General features: G+C 60.8%; 17 protein-coding genes and 1 other RNA gene. 3 read left to right on the top strand and 15 right to left on the bottom strand.

The window, feature by feature from the left end:
• Nucleotides 1-2: 2 nt before the first annotated feature.
• The 14 genes from ftsW to ACQY1J_RS10735 form a co-directional block, all read right to left on the bottom strand.
• Entirely contained in the window at nt 3-1,157 is a 1,155-nt protein-coding gene (ftsW, locus tag ACQY1J_RS10800) for a putative lipid II flippase FtsW (RefSeq protein WP_062456173.1), read from the bottom strand.
• A gap of 2 nt (nt 1,158-1,159) precedes the next feature.
• A complete protein-coding gene (murD, locus tag ACQY1J_RS10795) occupies nt 1,160-2,566 on the bottom strand; it encodes a UDP-N-acetylmuramoyl-L-alanine--D-glutamate ligase (protein WP_092660614.1) in 1,407 nt (468 codons plus the stop codon).
• Between the two features lie 4 nt (nt 2,567-2,570).
• Nucleotides 2,571-3,674, bottom strand: coding sequence for a phospho-N-acetylmuramoyl-pentapeptide-transferase (gene mraY / locus ACQY1J_RS10790; protein ID WP_062456167.1), 1,104 nt, complete (start codon nt 3,672-3,674; stop codon nt 2,571-2,573).
• Between the two features lie 30 nt (nt 3,675-3,704).
• Nucleotides 3,705-5,138: a UDP-N-acetylmuramoylalanyl-D-glutamyl-2,6-diaminopimelate--D-alanyl-D-alanine ligase gene (locus ACQY1J_RS10785; protein ID WP_430251422.1), complete on the bottom strand. Its 1,434-nt coding sequence runs from the start codon at nt 5,136-5,138 to the stop codon at nt 3,705-3,707.
• A complete protein-coding gene (locus tag ACQY1J_RS10780) occupies nt 5,135-6,607 on the bottom strand; it encodes a UDP-N-acetylmuramoyl-L-alanyl-D-glutamate--2,6-diaminopimelate ligase (RefSeq protein ID WP_430251421.1) in 1,473 nt (490 codons plus the stop codon). The genes ACQY1J_RS10785 and ACQY1J_RS10780 overlap by 4 nt, the downstream gene beginning before the upstream one ends.
• A 59-nt stretch (nt 6,608-6,666) precedes the next feature.
• Nucleotides 6,667-8,415, bottom strand: a complete 1,749-nt coding sequence (locus tag ACQY1J_RS10775) for a peptidoglycan D,D-transpeptidase FtsI family protein (RefSeq protein WP_062456158.1) — start codon at nt 8,413-8,415, stop codon at nt 6,667-6,669.
• Entirely contained in the window at nt 8,415-8,882 is a 468-nt protein-coding gene (gene ftsL / locus ACQY1J_RS10770; protein WP_062581108.1) for a cell division protein FtsL, read from the bottom strand. The genes ACQY1J_RS10775 and ftsL overlap by 1 nt, the downstream gene beginning before the upstream one ends.
• A gap of 3 nt (nt 8,883-8,885) precedes the next feature.
• Entirely contained in the window at nt 8,886-9,911 is a 1,026-nt protein-coding gene (rsmH, locus tag ACQY1J_RS10765; RefSeq protein ID WP_062456153.1) for a 16S rRNA (cytosine(1402)-N(4))-methyltransferase RsmH, read from the bottom strand.
• Nucleotides 9,912-9,925: 14 nt separating this feature from the next.
• Entirely contained in the window at nt 9,926-10,360 is a 435-nt protein-coding gene (gene mraZ / locus ACQY1J_RS10760) for a division/cell wall cluster transcriptional repressor MraZ (RefSeq protein ID WP_062457964.1), read from the bottom strand.
• A 443-nt stretch (nt 10,361-10,803) separates the two neighbouring features.
• Nucleotides 10,804-11,250: RNase P RNA component class A (gene rnpB / locus ACQY1J_RS10755), an RNA gene on the bottom strand.
• A 42-nt stretch (nt 11,251-11,292) separates the two neighbouring features.
• A complete protein-coding gene (locus ACQY1J_RS10750) occupies nt 11,293-12,483 on the bottom strand; it encodes an NAD(P)/FAD-dependent oxidoreductase (protein WP_430251420.1) in 1,191 nt (396 codons plus the stop codon).
• Nucleotides 12,484-12,550: 67 nt separating this feature from the next.
• Nucleotides 12,551-13,177: a lytic transglycosylase domain-containing protein gene (locus ACQY1J_RS10745; protein WP_062581112.1), complete on the bottom strand. Its 627-nt coding sequence runs from the start codon at nt 13,175-13,177 to the stop codon at nt 12,551-12,553.
• A 242-nt stretch (nt 13,178-13,419) separates the two neighbouring features.
• Complete coding sequence (locus ACQY1J_RS10740) at nt 13,420-14,190, bottom strand: N-acetylmuramoyl-L-alanine amidase (RefSeq protein ID WP_092660608.1); 771 nt, start codon at nt 14,188-14,190, stop codon at nt 13,420-13,422.
• Complete coding sequence (locus ACQY1J_RS10735; protein WP_062456142.1) at nt 14,187-14,930, bottom strand: J domain-containing protein; 744 nt, start codon at nt 14,928-14,930, stop codon at nt 14,187-14,189. The genes ACQY1J_RS10740 and ACQY1J_RS10735 overlap by 4 nt, the downstream gene beginning before the upstream one ends.
• Nucleotides 14,931-15,286: 356 nt before the next feature.
• Between ACQY1J_RS10735 and ACQY1J_RS10730 the strand changes: the two genes are divergently transcribed.
• The 3 genes from ACQY1J_RS10730 (at nt 15,287) to ACQY1J_RS10720 (ending at nt 18,438) form a co-directional block, all read left to right on the top strand.
• Nucleotides 15,287-16,498, top strand: coding sequence for a pyrophosphate--fructose-6-phosphate 1-phosphotransferase (locus ACQY1J_RS10730; protein ID WP_430251419.1), 1,212 nt, complete (start codon nt 15,287-15,289; stop codon nt 16,496-16,498).
• 49 nt (nt 16,499-16,547) lie between these two features.
• Nucleotides 16,548-17,183, top strand: a complete 636-nt coding sequence (locus tag ACQY1J_RS10725) for a hypothetical protein (RefSeq protein WP_062456138.1) — start codon at nt 16,548-16,550, stop codon at nt 17,181-17,183.
• A 112-nt stretch (nt 17,184-17,295) separates the two neighbouring features.
• Entirely contained in the window at nt 17,296-18,438 is a 1,143-nt protein-coding gene (locus ACQY1J_RS10720; RefSeq protein ID WP_430251418.1) for a transglycosylase SLT domain-containing protein, read from the top strand.
• Here ACQY1J_RS10720 and ACQY1J_RS10715 read toward each other — a convergent pair.
• Entirely contained in the window at nt 18,378-19,736 is a 1,359-nt protein-coding gene (locus tag ACQY1J_RS10715; protein ID WP_430251417.1) for a serine hydrolase domain-containing protein, read from the bottom strand. The two genes, ACQY1J_RS10720 and ACQY1J_RS10715, sit on opposite strands and share 61 nt — an antisense overlap.
• Nucleotides 19,737-19,812: the final 76 nt, after the last annotated feature.

The following is a 19,812-nucleotide window of genomic DNA, read 5'->3' as shown; positions in this document are numbered from 1 at the left end:
ACCTACTCCGCGGGAACTCCGGACGCGACGCGGAACAAGCTGCGTTCCTGCGCGCGCCGTTCCGGCCGGTGACGTGTGAGTGCCAGAATAAAACCAGCTGTCACACATATGGCGATCATCGACGATCCGCCATAGGAGATCAACGGAAGCGTCATTCCCTTGGCCGGCATCAACTCGAGATTGACGCCGATATTGATCATCGACTGTATGCCGATCTGCAGCACCAGGCCGGCGACGGCAAAGCGGTTGAAGTCGTTGCGCTCGTTGAAGGCATGCTTGAGGCCGCGCAGCACGATGAAGGCGAAGATTGCAACAAGCGCCATGCAGAAGATGATGCCGAATTCCTCGGCCGCGACGGAGAACACGAAGTCGGTGTGACTGTCGGGCAGGATCCGCTTGACGATGCCCTCGCCCGGGCCCTGGCCAAACCAGTTGCCACGCACGATCGCCTCGTGCGCGGTTTCCACCTGGAAGCGGTCGCCTTCGCCGGTGAGGAACTTGTCGAAACGGGCCGTCACGTGCGGCAGCATGTAATAGGCCGCAAGAAGACCGCCGACACCGACACCGCCGAGCAGAACGATCCAGAGCCACGGCATGCCGGCCATGAAGAACATGCCGCCCCACACGATGCTGGTCAGGATCGTCTGCCCAAGGTCGGGCTGCGCGACAAGAAGGGCCGCGACGATGCCGAACAGGATGATGGCGAAGAGATTGCCCGGAATTTCAGGCTGCCGTGCGTGCTCCGAAAACAGCCAGGCGCAGACCACCACGAAGGCGGGCTTCATGAATTCGGACGGCTGGATGGACAGCGCGCCGACACCGATCCAGCGCCGCGCCCCCTTGACCTCGACGCCGAAGAACAACGCCAGAACCATCGCGGCCAGCGAAAGAGCAAGAAGCACGATTGCGGTCCTTCGTACCTGACGCGGGGTCAGGAACGACAGGCCGATCATGATGGCGAGTGACGGAATGAGGAAAACCGCATGGCGTTCGACGAAGTGGAAGTCTGAGAGGCCGATGCGCTGGGCAACGGCTGGCGATGCCGCAAACGACAACATGAACCCGATGCCCATCAGCATGATAAAGGCCGCCAGGAAAAAACGGTCGATCGTCCAGAACCAGTCTGCGAGCGGTCCACGGTCTGCGCGGCTTACCATATTCAGTTTCCTTTTCCGGTATCGACCAGCATGTCCACACTGTCGAGAGCTGCGACGAGTGCGACAAACGCATCGCCGCGCACTTCGAAATTCTTAAACTGATCAAAGCTGGCGCATGCCGGCGACAACATCACTGCCGACGAAACAGTGTCGGCTGCCGCATCTGCGGCTGCATGGGTAACGGCCCGTTCGAGCGTGCCCGAAATTTCGTAAGGGACCGTGTCTCCAAGAGTTGCTGCGAATGCCGGTGCTGCTTCTCCGATCAAATAGACTTTTGTTATATTCTGGAAGAGTGGTGCGAGGCTTGCGATGCCGCCTTCCTTGGGAAGACCGCCCGCAATCCAGTAGATCCGCTCATAGCTGGAAAGCGCAGGGGCCGCGGCTTCAGCGTTCGTTGCCTTCGAATCATTGACGAAAACAACATGGTCCCGTCTCCCGACCGGCTGCATGCGGTGCTTGAGGCCCGGGAATGACCGCAGACCGGCGCGGATGTCATCGGCAGACACGCCGACCGCCAGGCAGGCAGCAATCGCCGCCGCCGCATTCTGAGCGTTGTGGCTGCCCTTCAACGTCGGGATGCCATCGAGGTCGACGAGCGCAGACGAAACGCCGCCATTCATCTCGATGAGGCGGGTTGTCTCGGCATAGATACCATCGGCGACCGCATTACGCTTGGAAATGCGCCGAACCTTGACGCCTGTGCGCTCGACCCGGTCGGCGATCAGTGTCGAATAGCTGTCGTCGACGCCGATGACGGCGGTCTTCGCCCCAGCAACCAATCGCTCCTTGATGTCGGCATAATGCTGCATCGTGCCGTGACGGTCGAGATGATCGGGCGTGAGGTTAAGCAATATGCCGGCCGTGGGATTGAGCGTCGGGGCCAGATCGATCTGGTAAGACGAGCATTCGACGACGTAATACCGTTCGGCCTTCGGCGGATCGAGCGTCAGGATCGCCGTCCCGATATTGCCGCCCAGTTGCGTGTCGCGCCCGCTTGAGCGCAGGATATGCGCAATCAGCGCCGTCGTGGTCGACTTGCCGTTGGTGCCGGTGATGGCGATGAACGGGCAATCCGGCGCATGCGCCCGGCGCTCGCGCACGAAAAGCTCCACATCGCCGATGATCTCGACGCCGGCAGCACGCGCCAGATCTGCGCTCCAATGCGGCTTTGGATGGGTCAGCGGAACACCCGGAGACAGGACGAAGGCCGCCTGCGCGCTCCAGTCGATGGTTCTCAGGTCCGCCGTCTCGATGCCGGCAACGTTTGCCTTGGCGACGCTGTCAGGATTGTCGTCCCAGGCCAGAACCGTGGCACCGCCGGCAACCAGCGCCTGCGCGGTCGCCAGCCCCGAACCACCGAGACCGAATAGTGCGACACGTTTTCCGCTGAACGTCGTGACCGGGATCATCGGATCACCGCAGCTTGAGGGTCGAGAGGCCGAGCATCGCGAGGCCGACGGCGATGATCCAGAACCGGATCACGACCTGGCTTTCGGTCCAGCCAAGCTTTTCGAAATGGTGATGGATCGGCGCCATCAGGAACACACGCCGGCCGGTCATCTTGAAGAAGCCGACCTGAATGATCACGGACATCGTTTCCATCACGAACAGGCCGCCGATGATCGCCATGACGATCTCGTGCTTGGTGGCGACGGCAACCGAACCGATCAGGCCGCCGAGTGCCAGCGAACCCGTATCGCCCATGAAGATCGCAGCCGGCGGGGCGTTGAACCAGAGAAAGCCGAGGCCAGCCCCGATCACCGCGCCCATGATGACGGCGAGCTCACCGGTTCCGGGGACAAAATTGATCTGCAGATAGCCTGCAAAGACGGCGTTACCGACGAGATAGGCAATCACCCCGAACGACGCGGCGGCAATCATGACCGGCACAATCGCCAACCCGTCGAGACCGTCAGTCAGGTTGACCGCATTGCCGGCGCCGACGATGACGAAGCCACCGAACAGGATGAAGAAATAGCCGATATTGATCAGGAAATCCTTGGCGAAGGGAAAGGCGACCGAGGTTGCCAGATGCGGGTTTCCCGCCGGCTCCGTCACCATCGCAAGCCGCATCATGAAGAATACGGCGATGCCGGCGATCAGGAACTCGATGCCAAGACGCGCCTTGCCGGAAAATCCCTTGTCGGTCTGCTTGGTGACCTTGAGATAGTCGTCGTAAAAACCGATTGCGCCGAAGCCAAGCGTCACGAGCAGCGTGGCGACCACATAGATGTTGGAAAGATCGGCCCAGAGCAACGATCCGCCGACGATGCCGGCGAGAATCATCAGCCCGCCCATGGTCGGCGTACCAGCCTTCTTGAAATGGGTCTGCGGTCCGTCGGCGCGGATCGGCTGACCCTTGCCCTGACGGATTCGGAGTGAATTGATCATCCGTGGCCCGAACATGAAGACGATGAACGCCGAGGTGAAGAGCGCCGCTCCCGTCCTGAACGTGATGTATCGGAACAGGTTGAAGAACTGAATCTTGTCTGCCAGTTCCACGAGCCAGATCAGCATAAAGGGCCCTTTCAAAAAAGCCGCGTCGTCTTAAGGTTGGCGGTCCGTGTCGGAAAAAGCCGGGTAGTTGTCAAGCAGCGCGGCAACGATCTTGCCGAAACCAAGCCCAAGTGACGACTTCACCATCAGCACGTCGCCGGGAATGACGGAGCGCACGACGTATTCAGTCAGTGCGTCCGTCGTTTCGAAATACTGTACGTCGACACTATCAGGCAGCGCATCCCGCAGAGCGGCCATTTCCTTGCCGGCGAGCCAGACGTGCTCGATCCCGGAGGCGAGCAATGGCCCGCCCAGCTCTTCGTGCACCTGGGCCGAGAACTCGCCCATTTCCAGCATGTCGCCGAGGACGGCAATGCGGCGACCGGTGAGTTCCGGTGCTGTCGCTGCGAGCAGGGAGATCGCGGCCCGAACCGAGGCAGGATTAGCGTTGTAGCTCTCGTCGATCAGCGTCAGATGGCCTTCGCCAATACCGAGACGATGGCGCTGTCCCCTGCCCTTGACGGCCTTGAGTTCGGCCAGCGCCTGCCCCACCGAGCCCATATCGGCACCGAGGAGAAGCGCCGCTCCTAAAACTGCCATGGCATTTTCGGCGATGTGGCGGCCAGGTGCGCCGATCACAAACTCCTTCGTCTCGCCATTGAGAACGGCCCAGATAACGGAGCTCTCGGCATTGCCCTCGAAATCGGCAAGGCGATAGTCGGCCTTTGCATGCTGGCCGAAGGTCATGACATGGCTGACGCCCAACTCGTGGGCTTTCTGTTCCAGCAGCGCAAACTGTGCATTGTCGTGGTTGAGGATGGCAGCCCCGCCGGGCTCGATACCCTCAAGGATCTCGGCTTTGGCAGCCGCGATCTCTTCGAGACTGTTGAAATGCCCGAGATGGGCGGCCGCAATCGTCGTGATGATCGCCACATGCGGGCGCACCATCTTGACCAGCGGCCGGATCTCGTCGGCATGGTTCATGCCGATCTCGAACACGCCGAAATCCGTATCGGACGGCATGCGCGCAAGCGTCAGCGGGACGCCCCAGTGATTGTTGAACGAGGCGACGGCCGCATGCACCTTGCCGGACCGGGCAAGCGCATGCCACAGCATTTCCTTGGTCGTCGTCTTGCCGACCGAACCGGTCACGGCAACGATACGGGCGCGGCTGCGGTCACGCGCCGCGATCCCGAGCTTGACGAGTGCGGCCAGCACGTCCTCGACGACGATCATCGGGATCGTCAGACGGCCCATTGCCGGCAGCTTCGCTTCTGAAACGACGATCAGCGATGCACCGTTGGCAATCGCCATGCTGGCATAGTCATGCCCGTCGACCCGGTCACCCTTGATGGCGAAGAAGGCTTCACCCTCGGTGATGCCGCGGCTGTCGATCGAAAGACCGGTGACGCCTTCCGGCATCTGCCCGATCGGCCGGCCGTCCATGACGGTGGCCATTTCCTGCGAGGTCCAAAGAAAGCTCACGATGCTACGCCCTCCGCCAGGTCCTGCAATGCCTTGCGCACTTCGACATGATCGGAGAACGGCAATGTCGTTGCCCCAACCGTCTGTCCTTCCTCATGCCCCTTGCCGGCAACGATCAGCGTATCGCCAGTTTTGAGCAGTCCGACCGCGTGACGGATTGCCTTTGCCCTGTCGGCGATCTCTTCCGCGCCCGGCGCTGCCGCCATGATCTCGGAGCGGATCGTGGCTGGCTCTTCGGAGCGAGGATTGTCGTCGGTGACGATCACCACGTCCGCAAGGCGGGTGGCAATCTCTCCCATGATCGGACGCTTGCCCTTGTCGCGATCTCCGCCGCAGCCGAACACAACGACCACGCGGCCGGTAGTGAACGGACGCACGGAGCTCAGAACGTTCTCGAGCGCATCGGGCTTGTGGGCGTAATCCACATAGGCAAGCGCGCCATCCTTCGTCTGGCCGACAAGCTCGAGCCGGCCAGATGCGCCGACGAGCTTTTCGAGCGCTGCCATGGCGACCGCGGCCGGAACGCCGGTCGACATCGCAAGCCCTGCAGCAACCAGCGCATTGGCGACCTGGAAGTCGCCCGCAAGCGGGATATCGACCTCATAGATCTTGCCGTCCGCGTGGATCTCCGCGGTCTGCTTGTGACGGAAGTGTTCGACACGCTTCAGGCAGAGATAACCGCCCTTGCGCCCGACGGTCCGGATGCTGAGGCCTGAAGCAAGTGCCACCTCGATCGCAGTTTCAGTCCAGCGGTCGTCGGCAAAGATCACGGCCGGAGCGCCCGCAGGTGCCAGCGTATCGAACAGCCGCATCTTGGCGGCCATGTAGCTCTCGACAGTCGGATGGTAGTCCATATGGTCGCGGCCAAGATTGGTGAAACCGACAGCTGACAGCTTGACGCCGTCGAGACGGCTCTGGTCGAGACCGTGGCTGGACGCTTCCATCGCCGCGTGGGTGACGCCTTCGGACGCGAGTTCCGCCAGCAGCTTCTGAAGCTCGACGGGATCAGGCGTGGTCAGCGAGCCGTAATCGTTGCGATCAGGCGAGACGACGCCCGTCGTGCCGATCTGTGCAGCCGCATGGCCGGCATAGGCCCAGATCTGCCGGGTGAAGGAGGCAACCGAAGTCTTGCCCGCAGTGCCTGTTACCGCAACCATCGTCTCCGGCTGAGCGCCATACAGCCGGGCGGCGGCGATCGCCAGAAATCGGCGCGGATTTTCGACGACAACAACCGGGATGCTGCAGTCTGCCGGATGGGAAGCGATTGCGACAACCGCGCCCTTGGCGGCGGCATCGTCGACAAAGCGCGACCCGTCAGCCTTGGATCCAGCAAGAGCTGCAAACAGCATGCCCTCGGCGATTTGCCGACTGTCCGAGGAAAGACCGAGAATATCCACATCACCGGCTGGTCCAGCCAGGATATCGGCCGCTTCCGGAAAATCGTCTCCGGCAAGATCGCGCAGTTTCATCGGTAATCTTTCCATCTAACAGCAGGCTCCCTCACGAATCGAGGGCCCGTTCTTGATCCTCAATAAGACACAAGCAGGGCAGAACCGTCATTGCCGAATTTTGGCTTTACACCGAGAATGGGAGCAGACCGCGCGATGATCTCCTTGACCATGGGTGCTGCGGACATCGCAGCAAGCGCGGCGCCATTGCCTTTGTCGGTCTTCGGCTCGTCGCTGAAGGACAGGACGACATAGCGCGGATTGTCCATCGGGAAGGCAGACAGAAACGCGTTGAAGTTCTTGTCGTGGGCGTAGCGGCCGTTGACGACCTTGTCCGCCGTTCCGGTCTTGCCGCCCACATTGAAGCCGGCCACGCGCGCATTGCGGCCCGATCCGTTGATGCCGTTCCATTCGAACAGGAAGCGCATGTCCTTGCTGGTTGTGGGCTTCATGACCTGGGTGGCGATCTCGTCGGCCTGCGCCTGGGTGCGGGGCAGGAATGTCGGCGGAACGAGCTTGCCGCCGTTGACCAGTGCCGCACCGGCAACAGCCGTCTGTAGCGGCGTCGTCGACACGCCGTGACCGAACGAGATGGTGATGGAGTTGATCTTCTTCCATTCACGCGGCTGACTTGGCATCGCGATTTCCGGCAGTTCGGTCTTCATCCGGCTGAGAAGTCCAAGCCGCGTCAGGAAGTCCTTGTGTCCCGCAATGCCGACCATGTCGGCGATCTTCGCCGTGCCGATGTTCGAAGAATACTGGAAGATTTCCGGAACGCTCAACACGCGCCCCTTGCCATGGAAGTCCTTGATGGTGAAACCGCCGATGCGGATCGGGAAGCGCGCATCGAACGAGCTCTGCAGGTTCATCTTGCCGTCATCGAGACCCATGGCGAGCGTGAAGGATTTGAAGGTGGAGCCCATTTCGAACGTGCTGTTCGACATGCGGTTCATCCAGCCCTTTTCAGCGTCCACGCCGTTCGGGTCGTTCGGATCGAAATCCGGTGCGGATGCCATACCGAGGATTTCACCGGTGTGAACGTCGATGACGACGGCGCCTGCACCGATCGCCGAGTATTTGCCGATCGATTCGGCAACGACCTGCTGAACGATTGCCTGCACGCGCAGATCGATCGACAACTTGACCGGCTCAAGCGGCTGATCGGAGGTCATGCCGACGGCCGCAAGGTCCGCGAGACCCTGGGAATCGATGTAGCGTTCCATTCCGGCGACGCCGCGGTTGTCAATATTGACGTAACCGACGAGATGCGCAGCAGTTCTGCCACCGGGATAGAAACGGCGCTTCTCAGGCCGGAAACCGATACCCGGGATGCCGAGTGCCAGAATCTGGCTCTGCTGCTTCGGGGTCAGCTGGCGGCGCAGCCACTGGAAATGCGAATTGGAGCGAAGCTTCGTATAGGTGCCCTTCACGTCGAGATCGTTCAGCACGGTCGCGAGCTTTTCGATCACCTCGTCGGCGTCGACGATCTTGTGCGGCTCGGCAAACAGCGAGACGGTGCGGATGTCGGTGGCCAGCACCTCGCCGTTGCGGTCGACAATATCCGGGCGCGACGCCATGAACCGGTCTGCCGGCAGAATGCTCGACGTTACCTCCGGCATCGCAAAGCCGTATTGCACGAGACGTCCGCCGATGACGCCGTAGAACGCGACAAAGCCGGCGATCAGGAGGCCGACGCGGTTTTTCGCCTGGGCGGACTTGCGCTTGCGCGTACCTTCAAAGGACGCGCCGCGCATCGTTGGGCGGCCACGGCCACCGGCCGAAAAATGCGCCCTGCTCTTCAAAACCATGATTCGTGACAGGAAGGACATCAGCGTCTCACCGATCCGGTTGAATGAACATCAAGAGAAGAAGCACCACGGTTTTTGGGTACCGGTATTTTGGACGGAGGCCTGGACTTTGCAGCCTCGACGCCCTTCAGCGCCGCTGCGACTTCACTGTCCTTGCCGGAAATGATGTCCTCGATGGTGGTCTCGGGCTGCGGCAGACGCGACTTCATCATCGGCAATTCCTTGGGCATGGCGAGTTGCGTCGTATCGGTCGCGCCAAGGCCGAGCTCGGTGCCATAGACGCCGATCAGCCGGTGAAGACGGTTTGGCTGAGTCAAAAGCGCCCAGTCAGCCCTCAAGAGATCGATCGTATCTTTCTCGAGCCTGATCTCGGTTTCGAGACGCCGGACCTCTTCAAGTTTCTCATCGGCGCGATGCTTGATCGAATAGGTCACAACAGCCGTTGCCGTCATGACGCCGATCAGCACGAGATCGAAGCTTCTCAACATCCGTCAGACCCCCAATGTCGAAAGGCTTGCGAGGCTCGGCAGGTCGAAGATCGACATGTCGGAGCCACGCGATTTTGCTTCGGTGCGGATACCGGCGCGCAGCTTGGCGGAACGGGCGCGCGGATTGATCTCCGCCTCCTCCTCGCTTGCCGCCACCATCGCCTTGCCGAGCGGATCGAAGATCGCTTCCTTCACCGCAACCATCGGCAGATGCCTGGAGCCGGAGGTCTTGGACGAGCGATCGGCGAAGAACTGCTTGACGATCCGGTCTTCCAGCGAATGGAAGGTGACGACCACAAGCCGGCCACCGGGCTTCAACGCCTGCTCGGCGGCAAACAGCGCCTGTGCCAGCTCGCCGAGTTCGTCGTTGACGAAAATGCGCAGCGCCTGAAAAACACGCGTCGACGGATGGATCTTGTCCTTGGCTTTACGCGGATTGACGCTCTCGATGAGATTGACGAGATCGCGCGTCGTGCGGAAGGGCTCGGTCACGCGGCGCTTTTCGATGGCACGTGCGATACGACCGGAATGTTTTTCCTCGCCGAGAAAGCCGAAGATGCGGATGAGATCGCCGACCTTCGCGCGATTGACGACATCAGCCGCCGATACGCCATTGCTCGACATGCGCATGTCGAGGGGACCGTTGCGCTGGAACGAGAAGCCGCGCTCGGCCTCATCGATCTGCATCGAGGACACGCCGATATCGAGCACGACGCCATCGAGCCCTCCTTCCGGCGCATGATCGGCAAGCTGCGAGAACTGTGAATGAATGAGAGAGAGGCGACCGGCATGCGCGGCGACGAGCGCCTGTCCATTGGCGATTGCGGAAGGATCGCGATCAAGGCCAATGACGTCAGCACCGGCTGCCAGCAGGGCGGACGAATAACCGCCCGCCCCGAAGGTGCCATCAAGGATGACCTTGCCAGGAAGAGGCTGAAGCGCCTCCACCACTTGATGCAGAAGAACTGGAATATGGCGAACCGGTCCGCCTTCGGGCTCAGTTTGACCTTCGCCTGGATTCGCCGACATCCCGCTCTCCTGTACTATGCGGGACGTGAACTCAAACGTCCCTCCCGTGCTGCCGCCTGCGCCTCGTGAAATGCTTGCGGCTGCCAAAGCTGAAAATGATCCGAACGCCCGACGAAAGTGACTTCCGAGCTGATACCCGTGAAATCCCGGATGAAATCCGAGACCATCAGCCGGCCTTCCGCATCGAGCCTCATGAAGACACCGCCGCCGTGAATCAGCAGCGACATCCTGTTGGCGTCCGGTGAAAACGGATCGACGGACGCAATCTGCCGCTCGTAGCGATCGAGCAGATCCGGACCGCCGACGCTGATCGCCGGATAGATGAAATCCTGGAGGCAGTAGAGCTCCTGAATTCCGCGCTCGGAAAGAACCGCGCGAAAGCCGGCAGGCACAGAGACCCGCCCCTTCGTATCGATCCTGTTCGTCGCATTCGACAGGAAGCGGCTCATCGCAACAAACACCCGCCCCGTTCGCAAAAGACACGGGAAACTTCCCGCCAGACTGCTTGGATTCAAACAAGAAAGATCCGTGCGGATAAGCAGATGCTTGCCCGATTGTGAGATCGAAACTCTTGATTTGATGGGCAAAAAGCCCTTGTGCAGTGCGAATTTGGGATACCATGGGACCATATGGGCGTCAATGGGAGAGGCCCTGCAAGCTCCTCCATGTTCGGATTTATTTATAAGCTGTTAAGTTTAACAAAGGGTTATTGAGCGCTTTGGAGAAACTGCCTTTGCGACCCTTCGCAAGTGATATTTTGACAGTTGCTAAGAGCCGGAAACGCAAGGCGCTTTCCGGCCTGCTCATATAAAAAGCGGCACCGAAATTGGGCAATTTGCATGTCAGATTGCCCCGTCGGGGACGGGCACAATTGACGAATCAGAAGAGAGTAGTGACCAGTTGGCCTGTAAGCCGGGTTCTGTATGGCCCCGGTGCGAACACCGGAACGTGGCAGCCATTCATCTGGGACGCCGTTTACACGTCGCCTCGCGCAACCCACCCGGATGACTGGCCCGGAAACAGGCTGTAGACGTACTTGCGCACGTCCCGCGTCATCCCTATTCGGTCTTGCTCCCGGTGGGGTTTACCATGCCGCTTCCGTTACCGGTCGCGCGGTGGGCTCTTACCCCACCCTTTCACCCTTACCCCGCTATCTCATCGACCCTTGCCGCAATGCGTCATCCGGTCGATCAGAAAGCGGGGCGGTTTCCTTTCTGTGGCACTGTCCCTAGGGTCGCCCCCGCCGGACGTTATCCGGCACCGTGTTTCCGTGGAGCCCGGACTTTCCTCACCCTACCGCCTTTCGGCATTGGTAAAGTGCGGCTGCCCGGCCAACTGGTCGCGCGGCTCTTAGCCGAGATGCGCGGATAAGGCCATAGGCCTACCGGTATTCCGCATGGAAATCGACCGGATAGCCATCGTCGATGATCGACCCGTGGAAAATCAGTTCGGCGCCGAGCCGGCCTATCTCGTCGGAACTCTTGGCGGCAGCGCCACAACCGCCGGTCAGAACACCGATCCGGTCGGACGCCGTCATGGCGATGGCCGGATAGTTGTTCGGCGTGAAAGACGTGACGCAGGCTGCCATGGAAGATCGCGACAGATCGAGCCTCGGCATCAGCCGTTCCATCACGTCGGTCAGGTGGCGCCGGGTCGTCTCGCGTCCGCCGCTCTTGAACCAGTCCCGTATCTCGGGCTCTGACGGCAGCAGAAGATCGTCCGGATCGCCGCCGATCTTCACATAGGTTTTGCCATCACGATAACGGACCGGAGGCAGAAGGTAGATCCCGTCATCCTCCTCGTTCCATTTCCAGATCAGCGATGGCATGGCCTTCAGCTCCTCCATCGCCCCCTCGCCGACCTCGTAGAACGCGATGGTCCTTGCATAGACTGAGAGATCGAGACGAGCGCCGACAAGTGCCTCGTTGATGGAAAAGCCGCCTGCCGCCACAAGCACCTTGTCGGCCGTGTAACTGCGCCCTTCCGCCGTCGTCACGGTCACGATCGCTCCGTCCTGGCTTACGGCCGAAACGGTCTCGGCAATCAGCGTGGCACCCTGGCGCTCCGCAAGCAGGCATTGCGCCTTCACCAGCCGGCGCGGATTGATGTGCCCCGCCCGCTTCTCCTCCCAGACGCCTTCGGCGCCATCCTGAAAGGCGAAATACGAAAACCGCTTCGAAAGCGCATCATGCCCCAGCGTTTCGGTCTCGACCCCGAGCCGCCCGGCGGCATCGAGCACGCGACCGACATAGGATGGCTGCCCGGCGCGCCCAGGCCCGACCATCAGACAACCCACTTCCGAGTAGAAATCGATACCGCTTTCGGACGAGATCTCGCCGTAGCGCTCGATCGAACGATTGGCGAGGCGGGCCCAGACTGGATCCTGATCGATCGTCCGGGTGATGCGCGCCTCGTCGTAATGGCTTGCGAACACGCCGTCATGCCGCTGGTAATCGTCAGGTTCGCCCGGCCCGATCAACGCCACACCATCGGTCCATTTGGAAAGATGCCGGGCCGCTGCCGCCCCCATCATGCCGCTTCCGATGATGATGTATTTGAACCGCGCCGCCATGCCCTGTCCTTTCGATTCCCTAGCTCGAATTGCCGCTCTTTTCAGGCAGTTCTAACCGTTTCCGGAATCAGAATACCAGAGGCGCCAGAACGGCATACCCCTTCGGTGGAAAATCGAACGCGAAGGTCTTTTCGATCACATCGTCCTTGTTGTCTTCAAGAACCGCCTCGACGCGCTGACAGTAGCGCTTGGACGTCGGGTTCATACGCTTGGCGGCGTGGCCCGCATTGTATTTGAGGATCGTGCCGCAAATCTTGCCGCCACCCAGATCATGGGCGCCCGCCAGATACTTCATGCCGTAGCGAATGTTGGTTTCCGGATCGTAGAGGCCATAATCAGGGCCCTTGTAGCCCATCAGCCTTGCGGTCGCCGGCTTCACCTGCATCAGGCCGATCTCGCCGGCACTGCCCTTCACAGTCGGGCGAAAATTGCTTTCGATCTGCACGACAGCCTCAGCAAGGTCGAATGGCACATCGTATTGATCGGCATATTTGGCGATCAGCGTCGTATAATGCATCCGGCGAACCATCTGCCTCTCGGTGGCCGTCGGGGCAGCAAACCCGGTTTCGCGTGTCTCCCAGGGAATGGTCAGCGGTTTGACATAAACCCGAACCACGTCTCCGCCGTCTTCGGCACGCACAGATCCACATCCCGCGAAAAGCATGGCAATGCCTGCCGCGACCGCACAAGTCATCTTAGTCAATTCTAAAGTATCTCCGGAACAACAGGCTCGCGGGATATCGTGATACGCAAACATCCCTCGTCGCGACGCCGGACGACGGCGCGAGGTTTACAGAACCTGTAGGTTTATCTTGGCAGCCCCCGTCTGGGGACGCTGCGTTAGCAACTCTTTAGAAAGCCGCAATAAGGAGATCATGTGGCAATGCAAAAAAGCCCTGTCCGCAAACGCTTCCGACAGTTTCGCGAAGCTTGCGCCTAGCTGTATTTCGGCAGTGCCTTGAGCAGCCGATGCAGCGTGTCGATCGTCGAAAAATCGGCAATCCCATCGACCAGCGCGGGCCTGAAATGCCGTTGGAAAGCCTCGACGACGCCCTTCGTGCGATCACAGAATGTGCCCGTGATTTCAATCTCGTATCCGTAGAGCGACAGCATCGACTGCAGGGCCTCGATCGGCTGACCACTTTCGCCGTGCTGGAAAAACCGGCCGCCGCTGATCTGACCTGGCTCGACCCAGTGACCGATCCCCGCCAAATACAATTTCTGCCAGGGGAAATTTTCGCCCGGGTCGAGCTTGCGGATGGGGGCGACATCCGAGTGTCCGACGACCCGTTCCCGAGATATTCCCCAGCGATTGCCGCAGTCTCGACACAATTCGACGACCGCATCGATCTGGATATCCGGAAAATGGGGAAGTCCGCCGGGATGTCCGGGATTGGCGATTTCTATCCCGATGGAGCAGGAATTGATGTCCGTTTCGCCGGCCCAGCTGCTTTTGCCCGCATGCCAAGCGCGCCGCGCCTCGGGAACAAGCTGCACGATCCGGCCGTCTTCATGGATGAAATAGTGACTGGAGACCTGGCTCGCCTCGTTGCGAAGCCATGCCAGCGCCTGATCGGCATCAGGCATGCCGGTATAATGCAGGAGGATCATGTCCGGCTGGCGCCCGCCTGCCCTTTCCCCATGATTTGGCGAAGGCTCGACCGTGGCGCGGGCATGATCGGCGGCAAAGGAAGCCGGAATTGTCATGCCGCGCGGCGCTCTTTCTCGATCGCTTCATAGGCCGCGTTGAGCGCGGCCATCCGTTCGGTCGCAGCCGCATGCAGTGTTGCCGGCACGCCGCGTGCGATCAGCCGGTCGGGATGATGCTCCGAAACCAGCAGACGGTACTGTTTGCGAATCGCCGAGAAATCGTCGTCACGCGAAACGCCGAGCACCAGATACGGGTCACGACCGTCGAGATGCACGTGGCGGGCCATGATGCGGCGGAAATGTTCCTCGTCGATCCGGAAGATTTCGGCGATGCGCGCCAGAAACGCCAGCTCGCTCTCATGCACGAGACCATCCGCCTTGGCGATATGAAACAGACCATCGACGACGCTCTCAAGCATCGGGCAGTTTTCCATGTCGCCGCTGCTGCACAGCCCCGAAAGCTTCGTGGCATACGCCTCGTAGCCGGCAATGTCCTGGCGTGCGAGGTTATAGAGACGTGCAACGTTGCGCGCTTCCTCGGCCGGAAAATCGAAAATCTGCTGGAAGGCACTCACTTCGGCTTCGGTGACCACGCCATCGGCCTTCGCCATCTTTGCAGACAGGGCAATGATCGCCACCGAGAAGGAAACCTGGCGCCGGGTTTCCGGATCGCCCTCGAACATGGTGCGGATCGCATCGACGACTCGGTTGAGCACACCGCCCGCGGCATCGCCGACGGCACCGAGCAACCTTTCCCACAGGGAGGACAATTGGAGGCAATTGAAATCGAAAATCATCCCTTAAATGACCAGATAACCGACGTTTTGGCAAGCTGAGGACGGTCCGCTGAAGATTAAACTCTGTTCATGTTTTTCGAACAATCATGCAGAAGCCCGGTCTGTCCGGCAACGGCACAAAGTTGTTGACGGCCAATGGGTCGAAACGTCGACCAAAACGACCCGTCCTGCCGTGTGCCACGGCAGCCCACGAGGCTGGTGATTTCTTTGAAACGATTAGATCGGGGAACGGACAGGAAAAACCTCGAAGCGACGGAATTTTCTTGAGAAATTCACTTTACAGGCTCCGGCTGGTGTCGCATCCATTCATCCCGTTTTGTCAGTTTCTTGCGCCCTGAGCGCATCAAGGAGGATCGATGTCCAAACAGAAAGTCGCACTGTTGACCGCCGGCGGCCTTGCGCCCTGCCTCTCGTCTGCCGTCGGCGGATTGATCGAGCGCTACTCGGATGTTGCCCCCGACCTCGACATCATTGCCTACCGCTCCGGCTACCAGGGCGTGCTCTTGGGCGACAGCATCGCGATCACATCCGAGATGCGTGAAAAGGCTTCTCTCCTTCATCGTTACGGCGGCTCGCCGATCGGCAACAGTCGCGTCAAGCTCACCAACGCCGCCGATTGCGTCAAGCGCGGCCTCGTCAAGGAAGGCGACAACCCACTGCAGGTCGCAGCCGAACGGCTTGCCAGGGACGGCGTGACGATCCTTCACACGATCGGCGGCGACGACACCAACACGACGGCAGCCGATCTCGCAGCCTACCTCGGCGCCAATGGCTATGATCTCACCGTCGTCGGTCTTCCGAAGACCGTCGATAACGACGTCGTGCCAATCCGCCAGTCGCTCGGCGCCTGGACGGCGGCCGAAGTCGGCGCTCGTTTCTTCGACAATGTCAGCAACGAGCAGACCGCCGCCCCCCGCACCTTCGTGATCCACGAAGTCATGGGTCGCCACTGCGGCTGGCTGACGGCCGCAACGGCACGCGCCTATATCGAGCAGAGCCGCGGCAACGAGTATGTCGACGGCCTCATGATGAACGCCGAGCTGAAAAGCATCGATGGCCTCTATTTGCCGGAACTGGAGTTCGACCTCGAACAAGAGTCTGCACGCCTGAAGCGCGTGATGGAAGAACGCGGCACCGTGACGATCTTCGTCTCGGAAGGCGCCGGCATGAACACCATCATCGCGGAACGCGAAGCTGCCGGCGACACCGTCAAGCGTGATGCGTTCGGCCATGTGAAGCTCGACACGATCAATGTCGGCGGCTGGTTCCAGAACCAGTTTGCGGGCCTGATCGGTGCCGAACGCTCGATGGTCCAGAAGTCAGGCTATTTCGCCCGCTCGGCCCCGGCCAATGGTGATGACCTTCGCCTCATCCAGGGCATGGTCGATCTTGCGGTCGAAAGCGCTCTCAACAAGGTGTCCGGCGTCACCGGCCATGATGAAGACCAAGGCGGAAAACTGAGAACCATCGAATTTCCCCGAATCAAGGGTGGAAAACATTTCGATCTGACGGCAAAATGGTTCGGCGAGGTGATGGACCATATCGGCCAGCCCTACGAAACCGTATAACGCGTCGCGCTGAGCGACAAACGAGAGCCGTGGGCTCCGGAGGAATGTGATGACGATCGAAACATGGTTCGCATTTGCCGCGACCGCTGTGGCCCTCGTCATCCTTCCCAACCCGCTGACGAGGACAGTCGCGCTCTATTCCAAGCAGCGCGGCCGTCTAAGCGCAGTCGTGACGGTCCCCGCATTGGCCTTGGGACTGGGTCTCGCCTTCACCGCGGGCCTCGCGCCGCTACTGCTTGTCTGTTTTTACGCGCCATCGGCCATGACCGCGATCGGCTGGGTCGGCATCGCCTACGCCATGGTCTATGTACTCTGGTGCTTCCAGGACCCACAGGTCCGCGCGCCGCTCGCCGACAATGACAATCTGCCGACGCGGCGGTTTGACCGGATCTTCGCAGACGTCTTCGTTCGATGCGTTCGCACCCCCAGATACGCGATCATTCTTGCCGCGCTGACTGCACAGTTTCTGCGCCCTTCGCTGTCGCTCTCGCTCCAGGCCGAAGTGCTGACGGCGATTTTTCTCGCCTCCATCGCTGGCAGTGCGTTGGCACAGGCACTCATCCCCAGCCTTGCGCTGCGGGGCACAAAGCGATTTTCGAGGCGCAATCCAGCCTTGAACAAGCCCGGCACGGTATTCATCGCCAGGCGTGCCGTGACGGCTGGTTTCCGGCGAATTGCTGCTTGAGGAAACAGAAAGCGTCCTTCGACTTGCCGGGCGCCGCCTTATACGTTAATGGAAATCCACAATCGGTGACTTTTTGGCGGGTACGGTAACCATTTCAAATGAGAGCAACCTGATGACGGTGGTCAGATTCGTCAGCCGTAGAGCTGCTGTGGCGCTTGCGATGTCTTCCGTTCTGGCTGGATGCTCCAGCGTTGAGCGCGATACAAAAGTCGCTTCCGGTCAGCCGTCTCAGACCACGTCAGCTGACGGTCAGCTCGTCATCCAGTACAATTCTTCCGCCGCCGATCAATCTCAACAAATGGCGCCCGGCCAGACAATGGCGCAGATCGCCAAGAGCGGTCGCATTGCCGTTCCGGTTCCGCCGACCGTAGAAACCGTATCGGCTCAGAATGCCGCCATGGCGTCTCCGACCATGGCGCCGATCGTTGCCTTCACGCCGCCGCCGATCGCAACCGCAGTCCAGCCTGTGAGCCTTGCCTCTGCGCAGCCGCTCAAGCCGGCAGCCGCTTCGGTCATGACCCAGAAGTCGAGCCGTCTCGTGTCGCCGCCGGTAGCGACCGCCGTTGCGTCTGGCCAGATCCAGCCGGCAGCAGCGCAGGCCATCGCGCTCGACGAGGAAGAACTGACGCCGGATATGGTGGCGCTGCAATCGGTCGTGCCGACACCGCGTCCAGCCACGCTTACATCGAGCGCTATTGCTGGTGCTGCAACGCCGGCTGCCGCAAGCTCCACGCTTGCCTATGCAGCCGCACCCCGCGCTGTGGCTGCGGTCTCGGCCATGGGCAATATCAAGGACTTTCCGCCGGCTCCCGGCGAGCCGATGCCGGATACCGCGTCGAACGCGCCCGCAGACCTCAAGAAGCTCATCAAGCGCTATGCTGGTCTCTACGGCGTGCCGGAATCGCTGGTGCACCGCGTCGTCCATCGCGAAAGCAAATACAATCCCAAGGCCTATCACAAGAACGGCTACTGGGGCCTGATGCAGATCAAGTACTCGACCGCGAAGTCGATGGGCTACCAGGGCAAGCCGGAAGGACTGCTGGACGCCGAGACCAATCTTAAATACGCGATCCGATATCTCCGCGGCGCCTGGCTCGTTGCCGACAACAAGAACGACAACGCCATCCGCCTCTATGCCCGCGGTTATTACTACGACGCCAAGCGTCGCGACATGCTGCATGTGCTGAAGGCCGATCAGAGCCCTGCGACACCTGTCGCCTTCGCAACGGCGCCGAACAGCAAGCCCGGTTCGTAACCCAGCGACCTGGGCGTCAGCCCAAGCCGAACCACCACGAGATCAGCCGACGGCATGACAGCAATTGTCTGCCCGTCGTGGCCCTGCAGGTAGAAAGTATCTGCCGGTAGCGGCATACCATCGGCCTTCGGCAGCCACGTCTGCAACTTCGAAAACCGTCCGCCCGAATGCGCATTCGGCTCCTGCATCAGGTGCACAAAGCCCTCGGGGAGCAGTCGCATCCCTTTCCACACCCCGTCGCGCGCCAGAAACAGGCCGAACCGTGCCCAGTCGCGCCCGGTCGCATAGAGGTAGGAACTGCCGGCGAACGTCCCTGCCGCATCGGGCTCCATGACAGCACTTGTCATGCCGAGCGGATCGAACAAGGCCCTGGATGGATAGCCAAGAGCCGTCGCGCGATCACCGATCCTGTCCATCCAGATCCTCGACAGCAATACGCTGGAGCCCGACGAGTAACTGAAACGCGAACCGGGATCGGCCTCGAGCGGGATCGTTTCCGTGAAGGCGGCCATGTCGGGTTCGAGGTAGAGCATCCGTGTGACATCGGCGACGGCACCGTAATTCTCGTTGAAACCAAGCCCGCTTTCCATGGCGAGAAGGTTGGCAAGCGTGATTTCGCGTCGTTTGTCGTTGCTCCACGCGGGCAGAAGATCACGATCTCCGAGCGACATCCGGCCGCTGTTCATCAATGTGCCGATCAGCGCCGCATTGACGGTTTTCGTCATCGACCATCCCAGCAACGGCGTGTCCTTCGAGAAGCCCTCTCCATAAGCCTCGCCGACGATGCGCCCGTTTTTGACGACCACCACCGCCCGCATGCCAGGCCCGGTCAGTGCCTTATCCTCTAGAACCGCCATCACGCGCGGATCGCGTTCGACCCCCTGCCCCACCGGCCAGGCCGGAGCTTCATCGACGGAAGGTGATGATCGCGGCGGCAGCGCGACTTGCGGCAACGCCGAACCATCCGGCGAAACGGTGCAGCCGAGGCCAGGCCTGTTGGTTGCCTGATTGGTTCCGATGAAGCCAAGCAGCCCGGCATCGACCCGACCGGCATCGCGGTCAACGGTCACCCGCATCATCAGGAGCAGCGGGTTGCCCGGCGCCTGCACGTCGCTCGCCAGCACCTCTTGCGGATCGCGTCCGGCCAGAAACACATTGGAGCAGACGATCTTGGCCGCATAGCCGCTTCCTACCCGAAGCAGTTGCGGCGGCGCAATGGTGATCCACGCCAGTCCCCCGACGATTCCAAGTACCAATGCCGCGGCAGTTCCCGTCACGATCCGCTTCATCAGGCGCATATGTCAAATGTCCTTGTTCACCAACAGCCCTCGTCATCCAGCTGTAGCATGCCGGGTTTAGGCCTGCGTTCTACAG

It is taken from the genome of Neorhizobium sp. DAR64860/K0K1 (assembly GCF_050500205.1).
Lineage (GTDB): Bacteria > Pseudomonadota > Alphaproteobacteria > Rhizobiales > Rhizobiaceae > Neorhizobium > Neorhizobium soli.
Note: the sequence above shows the minus strand (reverse complement) of the source record. Positions and strands in the feature narration are given on the sequence as shown.